13 protein-coding genes and 3 pseudogenes are annotated in these 15812 nt (G+C 37.2%); 4 read left to right on the top strand and 12 right to left on the bottom strand.

Features of this window, described 5'->3' with window-relative positions; translation table 11 throughout:
- Positions 1-287: 287 nt before the first annotated feature.
- From B0169_RS19180 to B0169_RS18250, 3 genes are all read right to left on the bottom strand, one after another.
- Positions 288-713 (bottom strand): hypothetical protein, encoded by a 426-nt coding sequence (locus B0169_RS19180; RefSeq protein WP_143323601.1) that lies wholly within the window; start codon positions 711-713, stop codon positions 288-290.
- A gap of 110 nt (positions 714-823) precedes the next feature.
- Complete coding sequence (locus B0169_RS18255; protein WP_077288341.1) at positions 824-1066, bottom strand: hypothetical protein; 243 nt, start codon at positions 1064-1066, stop codon at positions 824-826.
- 128 nt (positions 1067-1194) lie between these two features.
- Positions 1195-1659, bottom strand: a complete 465-nt coding sequence (locus B0169_RS18250; RefSeq protein ID WP_077288340.1) for a hypothetical protein — start codon at positions 1657-1659, stop codon at positions 1195-1197.
- Positions 1660-1780: 121 nt separating this feature from the next.
- Here B0169_RS18250 and B0169_RS18245 point away from each other — a divergent pair.
- Positions 1781-1912 (top strand): annotated as a pseudogene (locus tag B0169_RS18245) (IS110 family transposase); the annotation flags it as partial.
- Between the two features lie 470 nt (positions 1913-2382).
- Complete coding sequence (locus B0169_RS18240; RefSeq protein ID WP_158077129.1) at positions 2383-4368, top strand: S9 family peptidase; 1986 nt, start codon at positions 2383-2385, stop codon at positions 4366-4368.
- Between the two features lie 184 nt (positions 4369-4552).
- Here B0169_RS18240 and yaaA read toward each other — a convergent pair.
- The 7 genes and pseudogenes from yaaA to B0169_RS18200 form a co-directional block, all read right to left on the bottom strand.
- Positions 4553-4790: pseudogene (gene yaaA, locus B0169_RS18235) on the bottom strand (peroxide stress protein YaaA); the annotation flags it as partial.
- Positions 4791-4856: 66 nt separating this feature from the next.
- The gene (locus tag B0169_RS18230) at positions 4857-5246 is read right to left on the bottom strand and encodes a hypothetical protein (protein WP_143323600.1); all 390 of its coding nucleotides are present in this window, start codon (positions 5244-5246) and stop codon (positions 4857-4859) included.
- Between the two features lie 567 nt (positions 5247-5813).
- Positions 5814-6212: a hypothetical protein gene (locus B0169_RS18225; RefSeq protein ID WP_077288336.1), complete on the bottom strand. Its 399-nt coding sequence runs from the start codon at positions 6210-6212 to the stop codon at positions 5814-5816.
- Between the two features lie 484 nt (positions 6213-6696).
- Positions 6697-7287, bottom strand: coding sequence for a hypothetical protein (locus B0169_RS18220; protein WP_077288335.1), 591 nt, complete (start codon positions 7285-7287; stop codon positions 6697-6699).
- Positions 7288-7414: 127 nt separating this feature from the next.
- Positions 7415-8086: a hypothetical protein gene (locus B0169_RS18215; protein WP_143323599.1), complete on the bottom strand. Its 672-nt coding sequence runs from the start codon at positions 8084-8086 to the stop codon at positions 7415-7417.
- Between the two features lie 130 nt (positions 8087-8216).
- Complete coding sequence (locus tag B0169_RS18205; RefSeq protein ID WP_077288332.1) at positions 8217-8444, bottom strand: DUF6429 family protein; 228 nt, start codon at positions 8442-8444, stop codon at positions 8217-8219.
- A 121-nt stretch (positions 8445-8565) separates the two neighbouring features.
- Positions 8566-8853, bottom strand: coding sequence for a hypothetical protein (locus B0169_RS18200; RefSeq protein WP_077288331.1), 288 nt, complete (start codon positions 8851-8853; stop codon positions 8566-8568).
- 343 nt (positions 8854-9196) lie between these two features.
- Between B0169_RS18200 and B0169_RS18195 the strand changes: the two are divergent.
- Positions 9197-10390: pseudogene (locus B0169_RS18195) on the top strand (IS110 family RNA-guided transposase).
- 28 nt (positions 10391-10418) lie between these two features.
- Here the strand turns inward: B0169_RS18195 and B0169_RS18190 are convergent.
- On the bottom strand, positions 10419-11192 hold the full coding sequence (locus tag B0169_RS18190) for a tetratricopeptide repeat protein (protein WP_077288330.1): 774 nt from the start codon (positions 11190-11192) through the stop codon (positions 10419-10421).
- 1008 nt (positions 11193-12200) lie between these two features.
- Here B0169_RS18190 and B0169_RS18175 point away from each other — a divergent pair.
- Positions 12201-12830 (top strand): hypothetical protein, encoded by a 630-nt coding sequence (locus B0169_RS18175; RefSeq protein ID WP_077288327.1) that lies wholly within the window; start codon positions 12201-12203, stop codon positions 12828-12830.
- A gap of 412 nt (positions 12831-13242) precedes the next feature.
- On the opposite strand, the gene B0169_RS18170 is transcribed toward B0169_RS18175, so the two are convergent.
- Entirely contained in the window at positions 13243-15627 is a 2385-nt protein-coding gene (locus B0169_RS18170) for a YgiQ family radical SAM protein (RefSeq protein WP_077288368.1), read from the bottom strand.
- Positions 15628-15812: the final 185 nt, after the last annotated feature.

Genomic DNA, 15812 nt, shown 5'->3' with positions numbered 1-15812 from the left:
AAGGGAGGTCGGGATAATTTAGCAACAGAACTTAGTAACAGAACTTAGCAAAAACATCATTCTAAATTCATGTTTGCTATAAGGCCGCTAGCTTTATTTTTTGTGAGGAAAGAGAAAAGAGGACAGATATATTTCTGTATTATTTCCTTTACTAGTCAAAACGGCTCTGACCCTTTTTATTCGATGAAGCCTAACACTCACAATAAGGGGACCAATTAATAGTTTGCTTAAATGTGAAGCGGAGCGGAACCGAGCAAATGGTTAGCAGTCTCGCTTTATTTGCCTTGTTATAGGGAATTTACACAAGTCTTGTTTTTAAAGAAAACTTCAGTTAATCCTTCTTTACTTCGAATTTCAAATGCACTTTCGGAAAAGGAAACGAATGTGAAAGGAACCCAAACAACAAAGTTATTCTTTTCGATTCCCCAATTACCAGTTGCGAAATAATAATCACGTTCTGAAAAATAATTGGATCTTTCAATAGGGCGTAGCTCAGACACTTGGCAAGAATATGAATGATCTGCTTTAAAGTCACAAGCTTTCCACTCTTTCGAATTTTCATTTGATAATTGATAATACCAAATCCCTATTATGTCATCATCAGATGGTTGCGTGCTGTTTGCCACAGGCAAAGAACAATCAACAGCCTCTTTACTTGAAGAGGAAAAGGAGATTAAATTTATTATGAGCAATAAACATAGAGTTTTACGCAAGGCTTCCGTTCCTTATAATGCTTCATTAAGAAGCGAATTTAGGCTTGCTAAACTTTTGTGACGAAGGAACTCGTGCAAGCCGTGACGAGTCTTTCTTGAATGACTTAGGTTTACCGATCACCAGAGCCTTGATTGTTATCAGGTAAATCATTGCAAACAGCACAACTAATGTTTTTGCGATAATTGTAGAAACGCCTAATAGCAAAAATAGCTACCGATACCAAGGCCCACAAAATACCAAATTCAATAGAGTACTCTAGACTTCTGCCTTTTAAGTATTGAATGCCTGTCAGCAGAGAAAAAATAATTGGTAGAGCTATAGCGTATTGAACAGTCCATTTTTTTATTGGCATAAATATTCCATTAACACTCTGAGCTTTAAGTATCAACGCTTTGCTAAGCGGCTAAAAATGGCTAGCTATAATATCGAGGAACGAGCACAGCCAGCTGTTTCTCCTTATTAATTAGCTTGTAGGTCTGCTTACCCGTGATGTCGACGGATATGTTTAACTAAGCCTGATTTATCAAATTCAAGTGAAACAATATTCGTTTTACTGTACTCAATAGTCTTGTTTATATGAGAAGGTTTAACTTTACCTGATTCAGTCATTTTTATAAAAACCACATTAGCACCAACCATTATTTCATTTACTTCGATTGAGCTATGTATGACTTCATCTTTTAATTTATTGATCATATCCTCGCGGAGTTTAGCCTTATCTGTGTAAGTAAACTTAAACTTGACGTGTTCATCAATGAAGTTATCTGATAGTAGCGAAATATAGTTTTCTATTTCTTTGATTGTGGTGTTGGGTTGTTGACGCGCATTTTTAGCTGCGACAAATGCTTTAGCTTTATCGATTAATTGCTCTGGCGTGTAATTACCTTTTCCATGACTCGAAAATGAAAAAAGAAAGAAAAATAACACTAATATAGATTTTTTCATCATACTCTCCTTGTAAACCTAGACATAATGACTTCCCACAAGGTGCCAGCCTCTAAACGTGGGTTAGTTTTACAAACCAGAGCCATAATATATGTGTCAACAATATAAAACAGAGGCTAGCATCACTAAACATAGCATACTTTTCATTAGCTTAGATACCCATAAAACATTTACTGAAGTGGCTTACATCTTGGGCCAACATGGTACTAAACCCATACATCTCGGTAAAATACCCAGTAATAAAGCTGCATTTTGGGATGGGTGTCCTTTAAGTTATTAAGTTATTAATGAAAGGGTATGTGAAAAGGGAGGTCGGGATAATTTAGCAACAGAGCTCAGCAAAAACATCATTCTAAATTCATGTTTACTATAAGGCCGCTAGCTTTATTTTTTTGTGAGGACAGAGGAAAGGGGAAAGATATATTTCTGTAATTGCTTCCTTTACTCGTTAAAACGGCTCTGATCCCATTTGTTAAGCTAGCGTGATGAAAAAACGACAAATAATTAAACGAGTATACGCTCACAGTATGAGGTGTTTTCAGGCCAAAATTCGAACGTCTACAAAAAATATTACCAACTTAAATTCGTCATAACTTTATTAAAGCTATCTAAAAATATAGTAATTATAATTACTTAAATTAACTTAATGCGCAAAGTCATTTCCCTTCATTAAAAAGGGTAGATATAATCATTAACAATATAATAATGATAAAAGGATGTTTCATGTACCTTCAAACAATGAAGTTAATTATCTTGCTTTGCCTTATGTTTGGTTGCAGTTTACTGGTTTCAGCACAAGTATCAAACAACGTTAAAAACCAAAAACTAGATATTAACGTCCTATTTCAGGACGATGACTACCGGGATGTTCGTTTATCTCCAGACGGCAAACATATTGCTTTAATACAGAATCAAAAAGATACGCCAGTTCTTATCGTAGTCGACGTTGAAACGATGAAAGCAATTAACCAGATTTCTTTTGCTAATAAAGACAATGTTGGCAGCTATTCATGGGCGAATAACGAAAGATTACTGATTTTCCTCTCCAGCAAACAAAGAAATAAAGAAAGAAAAGCCTATTACGGTGAAATTTATAGCATTAACATTGATGAAGACGAAGGGAGATTTATTTTTGGCATTCGTTCTTTAGTCAGTAGAGGGAAAATCAAGAAAAATGTTCAATCAGTCGATTACGAAAAACATTTAGCCCACCCTAAAATAATAAGCATATTAGAAAATGATCCTGAGCACATCATCATTTCAACATCGCAATATCAAGATAAAGGTATGTGGGCCTTTAAGTTAAATATATATAGCGGAAAAACAGAAACGTTAGCAAAAGTCGATGATAGTAACGCGGATCACAAATCAACTAAACTACACTATTTTGATACTCACCAAGAGCTTTGGCTTAGCAGCAAACAAGAGAATGAAAATAACATTATAGCGCGTTATGATTTCGAAGATGAATCATGGATAGAGTATCCATTAATTAATACTAGCTACAATTTATCAATCATTAGTAAATATAAAGATGAAGACAAACTCATCGTTAGTGATTACTGTGGCAACAATACAATATCTATTTGTCTTTTTGACCCCTTGAATAAAGAGCTCAGCCCTTTATATCAAGTTGATGGATATGATACTAACTGGTTGTATTTTGATAAAGAAAACACACCTTACGCGGTTTCATATTTTGATGAATACCCACAATATAAAATTTTAAATAACAACCATACTATGGCACAGCAGCTTTCTGGCTTTTTAGAAAGGTTTGCAGGCTATAGCGTTATTGTAAACTGGAACAGTACAGACGAAAAAAGAGCACTTATTACCCTTTCAAGTGATATTCAACCAACGGTATGGTACTTGTTTGATAGCGAAAAAAACAAACTAACGTTTGTTGCTAACAGTAAGAAAAAAATCAATACAGAACAATTAAATCCTCAATATTCTTTTAACTTTATGGCAAGAGATAACGTCCCTATTCAGGGATATATAACCTTGCCGGCAAAAACAAACAAAGCACCATCTCCTGCAGTGATATTGGTACACGGTGGTCCACATGCGCGTGATTACTGGGGCTTCGACCCTGCAGTACAATTATTGTCGTCACGCGGGTATGCCGTAGTTCAAGTTAATTATCGCGGCTCTACAGGCTTTGGTTGGGAGTTCGAGTCTTCAGGTTTTCAGCAATGGGGAGAGAAAGTCCAATTTGATATTCTCGACAGCATAGACCATCTAGTTGAAAAACAATATATAGATAAAAATCGTTTATGCATTATGGGCTCGAGCTTTGGCGGTTATAGCGCTATACAAAGTAGTATTATAGCGCCTGATTTATTCAAATGTTCAATCGCAACTTCCGGTGTTTACGATATACAACTACATGTTGAAGATGAAACGCCGAAGGAAGCCAGAGCCTTAACTAAAAGAATAGGCTTAGAAGAGATACAGAGTAACCATTCACCCATTAACGCTATTAAAAACTTAAAGTCCCCCGTATTATTAGTACATGGCACCAAAGATGACGTAGCGGATGTCAAACAAGCAGAAGCATTAATAAAACAATTAAAAAAGCACAACAAGCAATATCAATGGTTTGAAATTAAAAATGAAGGGCATTACTTTTACAAGCCTAAGAATAGAATTACCTATTATGAAAAAGTCATTCAGTTCCTAAATAAATATAATCCAGTTAACTAATCGATTATTACCTTACGAACTCATATTAAAAAGCACAGTATGAGCCAGTTTTATGGTCCATACGGTGCTTTGTATTAACCGCTGTAAATAAGTAAATCTAACTTTATAGCGGTTATTTTAATTAAGCACATTACACTTAATCAAGCTCTTTACGGGTAAAAACCCAGTCATTCCCTTTGCTAAATTAACTTGAAAACTGATAGCCCGTTACATCGAATTTTTTCAGCTTTCAACATCTGGAATTTGATTATCAATAATATTACGCGCCATTAATCCACGCGCTTTTTTAGCGAAGAAGCTGATCATTTTGTATTGACCATTTATCCAATCTTTAAATGCTAGAGTAATTATTTCAGCTTTTAATACTTTCTTATTTACCGATTTAAAGTACTCGTTGATGCAAGGTTAATTAAAACATTGTCACCTTGAGCTTCAATGACAGTATTTGGGATGGGTCCTTTAAGTTCTCGAGCAAAATAATTTTTTTGTTATATACCGGACTTACTGATGTGTCGCAGGGTTTCTAAATTCAATGTTAAATTAGGCACATATTTAAGCTTTATCATGGAACACATATTTACATGACCACGTTTATTTTCAAAAACTAAATAGGTTACGTTGATAGAGAACTCAGCACTGCAACTTGAATTGTCTGTAATGACTTCTTCTATATCAGAAGGGTGCCCAACAAATTTCTCGGAAACTGTCAGTGCTGCGGACATTTTCCCTTCATCTCTGAGCTTTTGTTTATTAATAACTTTTCCAATATAAACCTTATTAGAAGACTTAATATATTCCGCAACGTTAAATTTTGTGCATGAGCAAGCAAATACATGACTTGAAAAAATAAGAGTTAAAAAAAATATAAAGTTTTTCATAGTATCAAATATGTACCAACGCCCCATTAAGAGGCTAAAAATAGTTGGTTAAAATAAGCGACGAAGGAGCAAAAAACAACTATTTTTTGTCCTGCTTGAATGACTTATAGCTAACGATAACTCCAATACCTTGTTAAATCCACAATCTATTTTACTAGGTTCAGTTTGTGAGATTGAAACAACATTTAGCTCACCAGTAGATAAACTTACAACTTTACCTTTAGAGTCTGACTTCTCTGATTGACAGTGATAAGCAATGAAATATTTATTTTCGCTCTCAGTTACAGAGGTAATAGTTAAATATAGAGTTGTATGGTCGATGGTTATTTTAGTTGGCACATTTTCTTCTGAAATAACTGTAGAGCCGTTAATCCAGTTTACTTGTATTGGATGTGTAGCTTGCTTGCTATCGCAACTTGAGAAAGCACGATTAATGCTACAAAAATAAAAATCTTAACCATACTTTCCTTAGATACCAACGCCTAATTAACAGGCAAAAAATTGTTGGCTAAAATAAGTGAACGAAGTGAACAAAAAGCCAACTGTTTTTTGTCCTTGTTTAATTTCTTATGTATCTTTTACACCATTCTTGATTCTATATATTTTAAATAAGTCATACAAAATAAATGAAACAAGCATTATGACTATGCCCCAATACACTTCCGGAGATTCAGTTACGGATAATACTTTACCTTTGGCTCCGACTTGTCCGCTAATTAATGAATAAACTAAAAAAGCGGCTACAAATATAATACTAATAACTCGGTTTGATATAGATTTTGGTTTAGCCTTTACTTCAGGAGCTTTAGTAAGTTCAGCTGAGGCTAAAGGTTCGGCGTTAATAGACTCTTTAAGTCTTATTTGCTCCAGAATTAATTGATACCTTTCAGGGTATGAGTCCTGATCGATATGTTCTTCAACATCATATAACTCATCTAGAGAATATTTACTGTAATCCTGATGCAAACTCAAATCCTTTTAGATACATAACGCTTTTTGCGCGTCCAGTGGAGGCCGTTTTTGGCCGTAACGATATTTAAGAAACTTGTTAGGGTTACTTTACGCTAGAAAAATTGAAATAATAAAGCAAATAAACAAGCTAACTCTTAATCGTTTGAACCATTTAAATTTAGTCCTCTCAGTTTCAGTAATGTATTGAGTTAAATGATTTCCTTCAGTGAATGCCTCGTAACACTGAGTAAATTTAAAACCCGAGATACCAAATGATTTTTCTTGGCGAGCTATTCTTGCGCTAAATTCAGCATAAAATAGTGATTCTACTAAGCCTATTATTAGTGTGGTTATAACAATACTTATCGACACTATCATCTATCGGTAACCCGAACGCCCGCATAAGAAGCGGGTCAATTAATTGGACGCTTTTTTGCGTCGTTTATATTTGCAAAAAATCGGACAAATTGAGCCTTCTGACTTAATGCGCTTGTCATATTCAAAATTCATTGGGTTGAATAAAAACAACACCTTCCTCTGTTATTTTTGTTTTTCCGTTCATGTCCTGATCATGCCATGAACCTTTACCCATTTTTAACGATGTAACTGTTTCTGAATGAATAGTCATTGTACTCATAGCGTAGCCTGCTTGCTTTCTCATCGTTGCGTCAATAGCATCTATAGGCAAAATATTCGGATATTTAAGTTGCTCTATTGCTACGTTTTGCCCAGTTGTTTTAACTTGCCAGAATTCTGACTCTGTAATCCAAAGCTGATAGGTACTTGGATATTTATTACCAGCAGGAGTATTGACGGAAGCAATAGACAAGATTCCTCCGCCTATAGGCACTTCCATCTTTGCACGAGAACTCTTATACAAATTAAAATCTGTATCAGTTGCGACTTGAGGCGTAGATGAAGTCTCTTGTTCTATGACAGCAGCTGATTTCTCATTATTAAATTCAGGTGCTTTGTTAGAGCGATTTACTAGAGTGGGAATGACCACTTGTAAGCCTAAATAACAAATAAAAACAAAAGCTATGGCAAAGCCACTACCAAACACTATTCCGCTCAAAAACTTTTTAAACACGCAGAACCTTCCTTTGAATATAACGCCCGCTTAAGCGGAAAAATATAGCTGGCTAAAATGTTGAACGGAGTGAAAATAGCCAGCTGTATTGTCCCGCTTGCGCAACTTGTTATGACTGGGAGCCACTTCATGGCACAAGCTCATAGTCATTGCCGAATTCTTTTGTTTTAAACAAACGGAACTGCACATTACTCAGGTCTAGGTAAGGAAACCGGTTGGAATACTCACTGACCTGATCCTCAAATGCCTCCTTACCATCTGAGTGATACCGCCATAGTGTTGGACCATATGTACAATCAAGATAAAAGTTACCAATAAAAACTACTTCGCCTGGCTTAACTGAAAAAGTACCTCCAGCGGGCTTGCCTTCGGAGTAAAGCTTATCTCGTTGGGCCGTGAGAAAACCTACGCTAGATATAGATTTGGCAACCTTTATGCTGAAGGCACTAATAGCATACACTCCTGGTTCTAGAGAGTAAGCATAATTTATAAACTCTGGGTCAACAGCCAAACGGGAAGGACTATGCAGCACAAGGGTTCGCTCGGCCTCATTGTTAATTGGGCTCATTGGAAGCCTATCGAATGCCAAGCTAATGAGCTGGGCATTTTCATAGCCACTGCAGCCCCACCAACGCCCCCAATTAACATCTAGCAGGACAACACCATTTGTCTTTTTGGTATTAAGGTATGTATCCTCTGTTACAATCGATGAAGCTTCAAACTTAATCGGCTGGGTGATACCTGCGCAAGCCGTCAACATGACTAAAATTGCAAATATTATATATTTCTTGATGATCATTCCTCGATTCTTGCGGGGTCATAACGCCCAAATAATGGGCAAAAAATTGTTGGCTAAAATAGCGACGCAGGAGCAAAAGCCAACTGTTTTTTGTCCTGTTAATTTGCTTGTTATATGCCCATTTTGCCGTTTAATTTTTTGAAAATAGTTTATGAAACAACTCTTCAGATTTTTTGAGTCCTTCATCCGTTAGTACAACAGATTTAGCTTTACCAACAGGATCACAAATTAAACCTTTTTCATGTAGTCGATTAGTCACTTCCCAATCAATTTGTTTCCATGCTCGGAAATGATCATGCAATGTGAGATACATTAAAGCTAAGGCTGCCTCATCTATTTTATCTTCATCAATATCCATGATTAACTCCTAAACCCTAGGGGCATATAACGCCCCAAGCAGCGGAAAACACGAACGCTTTGGCGCAGCCAGTGAGTGGTTTTCCGATGACTTGGTTTGTTAGGTGACAAACGGTTCATTGTTAACTCCAAAATAAATAAAAGGACAAAATTACAATACATGGAACTATTAAAGGCATTAAACACATTGCAATGAAACCAGATATATTGCCGTTTTTTTTCGCTTTTATACCGTCCCTTATGGAGAGTAAAACAATAATTATTAATGCTGTTCCAATGTAAGTATTCGGATGTGAAAAATCCCCAAAAGTTGAGAAGACAAAAAGAGGTCCTAACACTGAACCAATCCAAGCGACAGCTACTCCTGCTGCGTTCATATATGTTATGTAAGGATCTCTATTAAAACTCATCTGTCACCTAACGCCTCATTAACAGGCAAAAAATAGTTGGTTAAAATAAGCGACGAAGGAGCAAAACCAACTGTTTTTTGTCCTTTTGAATGACTTATAGTTGCTCCGTTCCATTAATTAATCTGTTTACCTAACGCATTAATAGGCGGAATATGCTTCTGTTGCTTACGAATATTTGAATGAAAACATTCGATGCTTTTAACAAGACTTTCGAAGCAACAGAAGTTACTTGTTTTATTACGCATACTCAGGGATTGCCGTCTATATCGACTATCTATAAGACCTGCGAGAAACAATACTACTGCCATATTCCATGGTTAACTTTACGCTTTGGAGGTCAAAAATGAAAGTTTTTAATCCTGCTGATTTTGCCGCCCTTATCGCCATCGATTGGGCTGACCGTAAACATGATATTTGTGAACTCGACCAACAAAATAATGAAACCACTTTTAGTGTGATTTCTGCTAAACCAGAGGCGATTAATGCATGGGCTAATGCATTAAAACAAAAATATAATGGACAGAAAGTTGCGGTCGCCTGTGAATTAAAAAAAGGCCCTTTAATTTATGCGCTCAGTAAGTTTAAGCACATTATATTGTTTACTATCAATCCATCAACCGTAGCAAAATATCGAAAGGCATTTACACAGTGGTGCTAAAGATGACCCGACAGATGCCGCAATCCAGTTAGAAATATTGCAGCAACACATGTCAAAACTTAACGTTATCATGCCAGATACACAGAGTATTAGGTCATTGGCTCAGCTGGTTGAATACCGACGAAAACTGGTGCAAGACCGTGTTGATTTAACCAACAGACTGAGCACGACACTTAAGAACTATTACCCTCAGGTCCTTGATTGGTTTAACGAAAAAGACAGTATGATATTTTGCGACTTCCTAACGCCCGTTATCCTAACGTAAACGAAAAGCGTATTAATAACATTAAACACGCTGAGCCTTTAACAAGCGACAACGCTATCATCGGTCCCAACTTGTTATTGGTTGAATGCTTGGTGGGTCAACTCAAACAATTAATGCTATCCATCGAACGTTTCGACCATGAGATAAAGTCGATTTATAAACAGCATAACGACCGATTTATATTTGATAGTTTGCCAGGGGCTGGTCCGCAAATGGCACCAAGATTACTAGCCGCGATGGGCTCAAACCGTGAGCGTTATCAATCGAGTGAAGAAGTACAAAAATATGCGGGTATTGCACCAGTAACAGAACGCAGTGGCAAAAAAGAATGGATACATTGGCGCTACTCATGCACCACATTTTTACGGCAGACATTTGTTGAATGGGCAGGTCAATCGGTGCGGTATTCATTTTGGGCCAAGGCTTATTATGAACAACAAAAAAGTAAAGGAAAGCCGCACAATACTATTATAAGAGCACTGGCTTTTAAGTGGATAAGAATACTGTTTCGGTGTTGGAAAACGAAGACCGCGTATGATGAATCGACCTATCTAGAAGCCCTGAAAAGAAAGGGCTCTCCCTTGTTGAAATATGCGATGGAAAGCAACTTTTAGGACTTGCGGTCCACCTCAGGGCGTGTTGTTATATTTCGTTTAGCACCTTGGCACATGGGTTCTCTGTTCTTATCTCTTTTAATGCTTTAGCTGCTGGTTCCATATACTGGGCACTTACAGCAAAATACTTTTCTGCAACATGGCAATCATTATGCATTTCATAATGTGTTATACCTGCATAGAACGGTGCATACTTATGACCGAGTTTTGCTGATTCATCGAAAAGCTCGAAGGCTTTTTGAAGGTCTTTGGGTATATTAGCTCCTGAATAGTACTCAAAACCCAAATAATACAACCCTACATCGTCTCCTCCATCACTAGCCTCATGGAGGAACTTAATACCTTGTTTAACCGCCTTATCGTAATAAGTTCCAGAAAGAAGAAAATTACCTAGAACACTTTTAGCTTTCATATTTCCTAACAAAGCAGATTTATCAAGGTAACTCTTACCAAGTGAAGAAAACTCTTCTCCACCAAAACTAAGAAGACCAACACCTACCATTCCACAGGCTATCAATTCAGCTTTACATGTGTCTAACGGCAAAAAATCAATAGCTTCATTAAATTTTTTTTCCTCGATGAGGTTGGTAACTACAACTGATTTATCTTGTTGTCCACAGGAGAACAAAGTCAAAAGAGCAATTAAAGTAATTGGAATTTTACGCATAAACCCTACAGAAATATAACTTCCAAATATGGGGCGCAGACATGTGCGCGATAATGGCGAAGCCGCGCACGTGTTTGCGTCCCAACGAGCGGAAGCGAGTGCCATAATTTGCTTGTTATGTTCGCCCGCTTTCATCCTATTAAGCCGCTTTTGATCATACGGTAATAGCCACTTGATAAAGTGTTGTAAGCAATGAACAAGCAAAAACTTATAAGTACAGCAGGTTTCAACCACTCAATTCCTTTTAGTCGGTCATTATAAGCCAGGTAAGCAAATAAAATTGCAGCGGCTATGAAGACGAAGCCGAAGAGAAAAACTGCAATAGCAAAAAAAGAGTCCAACTGAACTTATCCTTCTTAGAACATAACGCCTCAAACAGAGGCTAAAAATTGTTGGCTAAAATAGCGAGGTACGAGCAATAGCCAACTGTTTTTAGTCCTGCTGATTTGTCTTGTTATATTTTAACTGTTTAAATACGCTATAAACACAATTGCTAATACGTAAAAGGTTAACCCCAAGAACGTAATTAAAGTGACCTTTCTAGATTTTTGTCCTTTAAAAGATGCGAAATCCTTAAACTCCATTTTAAAGGAACCAAGCGTAAACACTTTTAAAATGAAACAGCCTGTTGAGTAAAACAAGAAACCTAAGGAAGTTTCGATTAATAACCAAAAAAATATATCCGTTATGATGCTCATACTTTCTCCTTAAAATATAACAACTTAATAGGAGGCAACTTGCCTCTTTTACAGAGAAAAAGTTTCCACCTTATTTATTTTACATATTAATAACAAATCCCTGCAGCTAATACCACCTCTTAGCTTCAGATAAACACAAGGTTTTCGCTTTTAGACGAAATGAGGCAACATGCCTCATTTCTTGACTTGGGTGGAAATATAGTTTCACTGTATAGAGATACAGCTCCTTGACGATGGCACCCACTTTAAATACCTCCAAAGAGTAAATATTTAGAGTGGATGTACTCGTAAATTTTTTTGCTGCCAATGAATAAGGTATGACTGTCAGATCATAAGAAATGTCAATAGACTATTTATATTTTCTATTCAAAATGCTATAAATTTCCATGAATTAAACGCAAGCTTTTCTTAGCTATTTATATACTGATCATAAAAAAGGACGAAAATGAAAAATTTAATTTTAGTTATTTCACTACTTCTACCAGTGTCTGTTCAAGCAGGTATTCTTAGTTTTTTGGGTGATGTTTCTAGTATCTCTTCTGCTATGAACAAAGGAGCGTCTCAAGTATCACCTGATGATATGAAAAAAATTAATGATCATGTATGGGCGATGTATAAAAAAAATAAATTTGAAGATGGGTATGAGTTTTATGTTGACCTACTAGAAAAATCAAACAATTTAAAATATGTATCGACGGCGGCATTTGCTTATGATGCAAACTCTAATAAAAAGAAAGCGCTCGAACTATATGAAACAAAAATACTTCCCACTGGCAGAGCTATTGCCAAAAAAGTCTACGAAGGGAATTATAGAATTATTGCTGGTCTTAAAAGTGATGAAGCAATTCCGTACAAAGAACTATATCAAAAAGAAAAATTAAAAAGAGAAGAGCTAATAAAAGCAGAAAAATTGGCACTTAAGCAAGAAAATGCTCTAAAACTAAACGCATACGAGTCGAGTGCTAAGACCCCAATGGTTGATTTTGCAACATGGGGAGTACTGGTAATTTTGATTATGATTTTGATTACTAATGTCAAAATACTTAGTAATCAATCTACTAAGGTGAAAAATTAGATTAGGCAACGTTAGCTCCTTGATATTTCAAACTTTAGGCAATATCACTTAGCGGTTTATTGTGGTGTTAATAGGGGCGAGTTACTAAAAATCTCAAGGTAAGGTGAATAGAAAGGAGAATGTAGAATTCATTTTTTAGTGTCAGAGGTAAGATAAAAATTATAATTTGATCCCCGCTAGCTTAGGGCCGTTAAAAACTCTGCTAGCGTTAGCTTTATGACTTAGATAAAAGTGCGGTTTTCGACATTCTTTTTCATAAGTTTTAAGGCTTGATTAGCGCGATTACTATGCTAATTTGGATAAGCTTAGCCTTTGTACTAAAAATAGACTCCTGTTCACAGTAACAAAAAAGCCTAGCGAAAATGCTAGGCTTTTGTTTTTTGTCAATAAGTTAATAACTTTAATGCGGGCGTTAACGTGGGTTATTATTACGTTTTTTCTTTATTGGGCCTGTCGGCTTTCTGTCATTAAATTGATTGTCAGAAAAGCGGGTTAAGCCTTTTTTAGCTTTATCACCAGGCTTAGCTTTTTTCGCGCTGATTGGCTTTTTACCTGTAATGGGCTTTTTGCCGTAGCGTTTTTCTTGTCCTGGTGAGGTTTTATTACCTTGGGCGTTATTTTTACCTTTGCCATTGTTTTTGTAATGCACTTGCGCTGTTTCATTTCTGGTTTCATGGGGCACTAAACAACCCGGTTGGCTACCAATTAACTTTCTTGCTAAGCCCATTTTTTTCAATGCTTCGCGAATAATACCCCAGTTTGCTGGATCGTGGTAACGCAATATGGCTTTATGCAAACGACGTTGAATAGTACCTTTGGGTACTGAAACTGATGCACTGTCTTTTTTAACATTACGTAATGAGTCAATTTCAGTGTGATAAAGCGTCGTCGCATTCGCCAACGGCGAAGGGTAGAAGTTTTGTACTTGATCTAGCTTAAAGTCGTGCTCTTTTAACCACAGCGCCAAGTTGACCATATCTAAGTCGGTGGTGCCCGGGTGAGCAGAAATAAAATAAGGGATCAGATACTGTTTCTTTCCAGCAAGTTTAGAGTAATGATCAAACATTTCTTTAAAGCGGTTATAGCTGCCCATACCGGGCTTCATCATTTTATTTAATGGACCTTCTTCGGTATGTTCTGGTGCTATTTTTAAATAACCACCCACATGATGAGTTGCTAACTCTTGAACATATTCAGGGGATTCAATCGCTAAATCGTACCTTACGCCTGAAGCAATAAGTATTTTTTTAATGCCTTTAACTTTGCGAGCACGGCGGTATAAGTTTATGGTCGGGGTATGGTCAGTATCTAAATGGCCACAAATAGTTGGCCAAACACATGACGGTTTACGACAAGTTGCTTCGGCTTTTTCACTTTTACAATTTAACTTATACATGTTGGCAGTTGGTCCGCCAAGATCAGAAATAACCCCGGTAAAACCGGGTACTTTTAGTTTTATATCTTCAATTTCAGCAATGATCGAGTCTTCACTGCGGCTTTGAATGATACGTCCTTCGTGCTCAGTAATAGAGCAGAAAGTACAACCACCAAAACAACCTCGCATAATGTTGATAGACGTTTTGATCATGTCGTAAGCTGGAATTTTAGCATTACCATAACTTGGGTGCGGTACTCGTTGGTACGGTAAGCCAAATACGCCGTCCATTTCTGCTTCTGATAACGGTGTTGCTGGCGGGTTCAACCAAATGATACGGCTACCATGTTTTTGCACTAATGGTTTAGCAGATGTTGGATTAACTTCTTGATGAAAAATACGCGAAGCATGGGCATAAAGAGTTTTGTTGTCTCTAACTTGCTCAAAGGTTGGTAAGTTAATGTACGTTGTTTCCCATGGTTTTTTCTTATCTGACCATGACTTGTTTTTGTGTGCAGCGGCGCGAAACTCACTCAATTGGATTGGTTGTGCGGTTTTAGTGATGTCTTTTTCGGCAGCATTTTTGATCAGATCTTCAGCAGCATTGGCTGCAGCATCGGCTGATGTCGTTGCGCAGTCTGGCGAGGTCATATCTTGGTATGGACTGTAAATAGGGTCTATTTTCCCCGGTTTATCAATACTACGAGAGTCAATGCCTTTCCAACCGGGTAATGCTTGGTTGGTTAAAAATGCACTACCGCGAACATCGGTAATACTTTTAACGTCGTCACCATTGGCAATACGGTGTGCTATTTCTATTAGCGGGCGCTCGGCATTGCCATAAATCAGTAAATCAGCTTTTGAGTCAAAAAGTACTGACTGGCGCACTTTGTCAGACCAATAATCGTAATGGGCAATACGTCGAAGACTTGCTTCAATACCACCAATAATTATAGGGACACCTTTGTAGGCTTCTTTACACTTTTGCGTGTAAGCCGTTACCGCGCGGTCTGGGCGTTTGCCACCTTCATCATTCGGAGTGTAAGCGTCATCATGACGCATGCGACGTTCAGCGGTGTAGCGATTGATCATCGAATCCATATTGCCAGCCGTTACACCAAAAAATAAATTCGGTTTACCTAGCTGCATGAAAGCGTCTTTAGTTTTCCAATCAGGTTGTGCAATGATGCCAACACGAAAGCCTTGTGATTCAAGCATTCGCCCGATCACTGCCATGCCAAAACTTGGGTGATCGACATAGGCATCGCCGGTAACCAGAATAATATCGCAACTATCCCAGCCCAGTACGTCCATTTCTTGGCGAGACATAGGTAAAAATGGCGCCGTTCCATAGCACTCCGCCCAATATTTTGGGTAATCGAATAGTTTTGGAGTGACTTTTTGTGTTGACGCTAAATTCATACAATACCTAAAATTAATTTTTGCAATTGTTGCACTCGTGAAGTGCCCAGTTGTAATGCCATAATGCGTGATTTTTCGACCGGCAAATACTCCGGCATATACTTTGGTGATAAATGTCACATTGAACCGGCGCGCGATTATAGCAGAATTAAAACCTAAGCCCAAACATGCTTGAGGTTATTTAA

Origin of the sequence: Cognaticolwellia aestuarii (genome assembly GCF_002000025.1) — a bacterium.
GTDB lineage: Bacteria > Pseudomonadota > Gammaproteobacteria > Enterobacterales > Alteromonadaceae > Cognaticolwellia > Cognaticolwellia aestuarii.
The sequence above is the reverse complement of the archived record's forward strand: the minus strand, read 5'-3'. Positions and strand labels throughout refer to the sequence as shown.

Bases quoted from the DNA above. Each gene is read 5' to 3' on its own strand.
- B0169_RS18230 (WP_143323600.1), bottom strand. From the start codon at position 5,246: ATGAAAAACTTTATATTTTTTTTAACTCTTATTTTTTCAAGTCATGTA.
- B0169_RS18190 (WP_077288330.1), bottom strand. From the start codon at position 11,192: ATGAAAGCGGGCGAACATAACAAGCAAATTATGGCACTCGCTTCCGCT.
- B0169_RS18215 (WP_143323599.1), bottom strand. From the start codon at position 8,086: ATGATCATCAAGAAATATATAATATTTGCAATTTTAGTCATGTTGACG.
- B0169_RS18255 (WP_077288341.1), bottom strand. From the start codon at position 1,066: ATGCCAATAAAAAAATGGACTGTTCAATACGCTATAGCTCTACCAATT.
- B0169_RS18175 (WP_077288327.1), top strand. From the start codon at position 12,201: ATGAAAAATTTAATTTTAGTTATTTCACTACTTCTACCAGTGTCTGTT.
- B0169_RS18170 (WP_077288368.1), bottom strand. From the start codon at position 15,627: ATGAATTTAGCGTCAACACAAAAAGTCACTCCAAAACTATTCGATTAC.
- B0169_RS18240 (WP_158077129.1), top strand. From the start codon at position 2,383: ATGTACCTTCAAACAATGAAGTTAATTATCTTGCTTTGCCTTATGTTT.
- B0169_RS18250 (WP_077288340.1), bottom strand. From the start codon at position 1,659: ATGAAAAAATCTATATTAGTGTTATTTTTCTTTCTTTTTTCATTTTCG.
- B0169_RS18200 (WP_077288331.1), bottom strand. From the start codon at position 8,853: ATGAGTTTTAATAGAGATCCTTACATAACATATATGAACGCAGCAGGA.
- B0169_RS18205 (WP_077288332.1), bottom strand. From the start codon at position 8,444: ATGGATATTGATGAAGATAAAATAGATGAGGCAGCCTTAGCTTTAATG.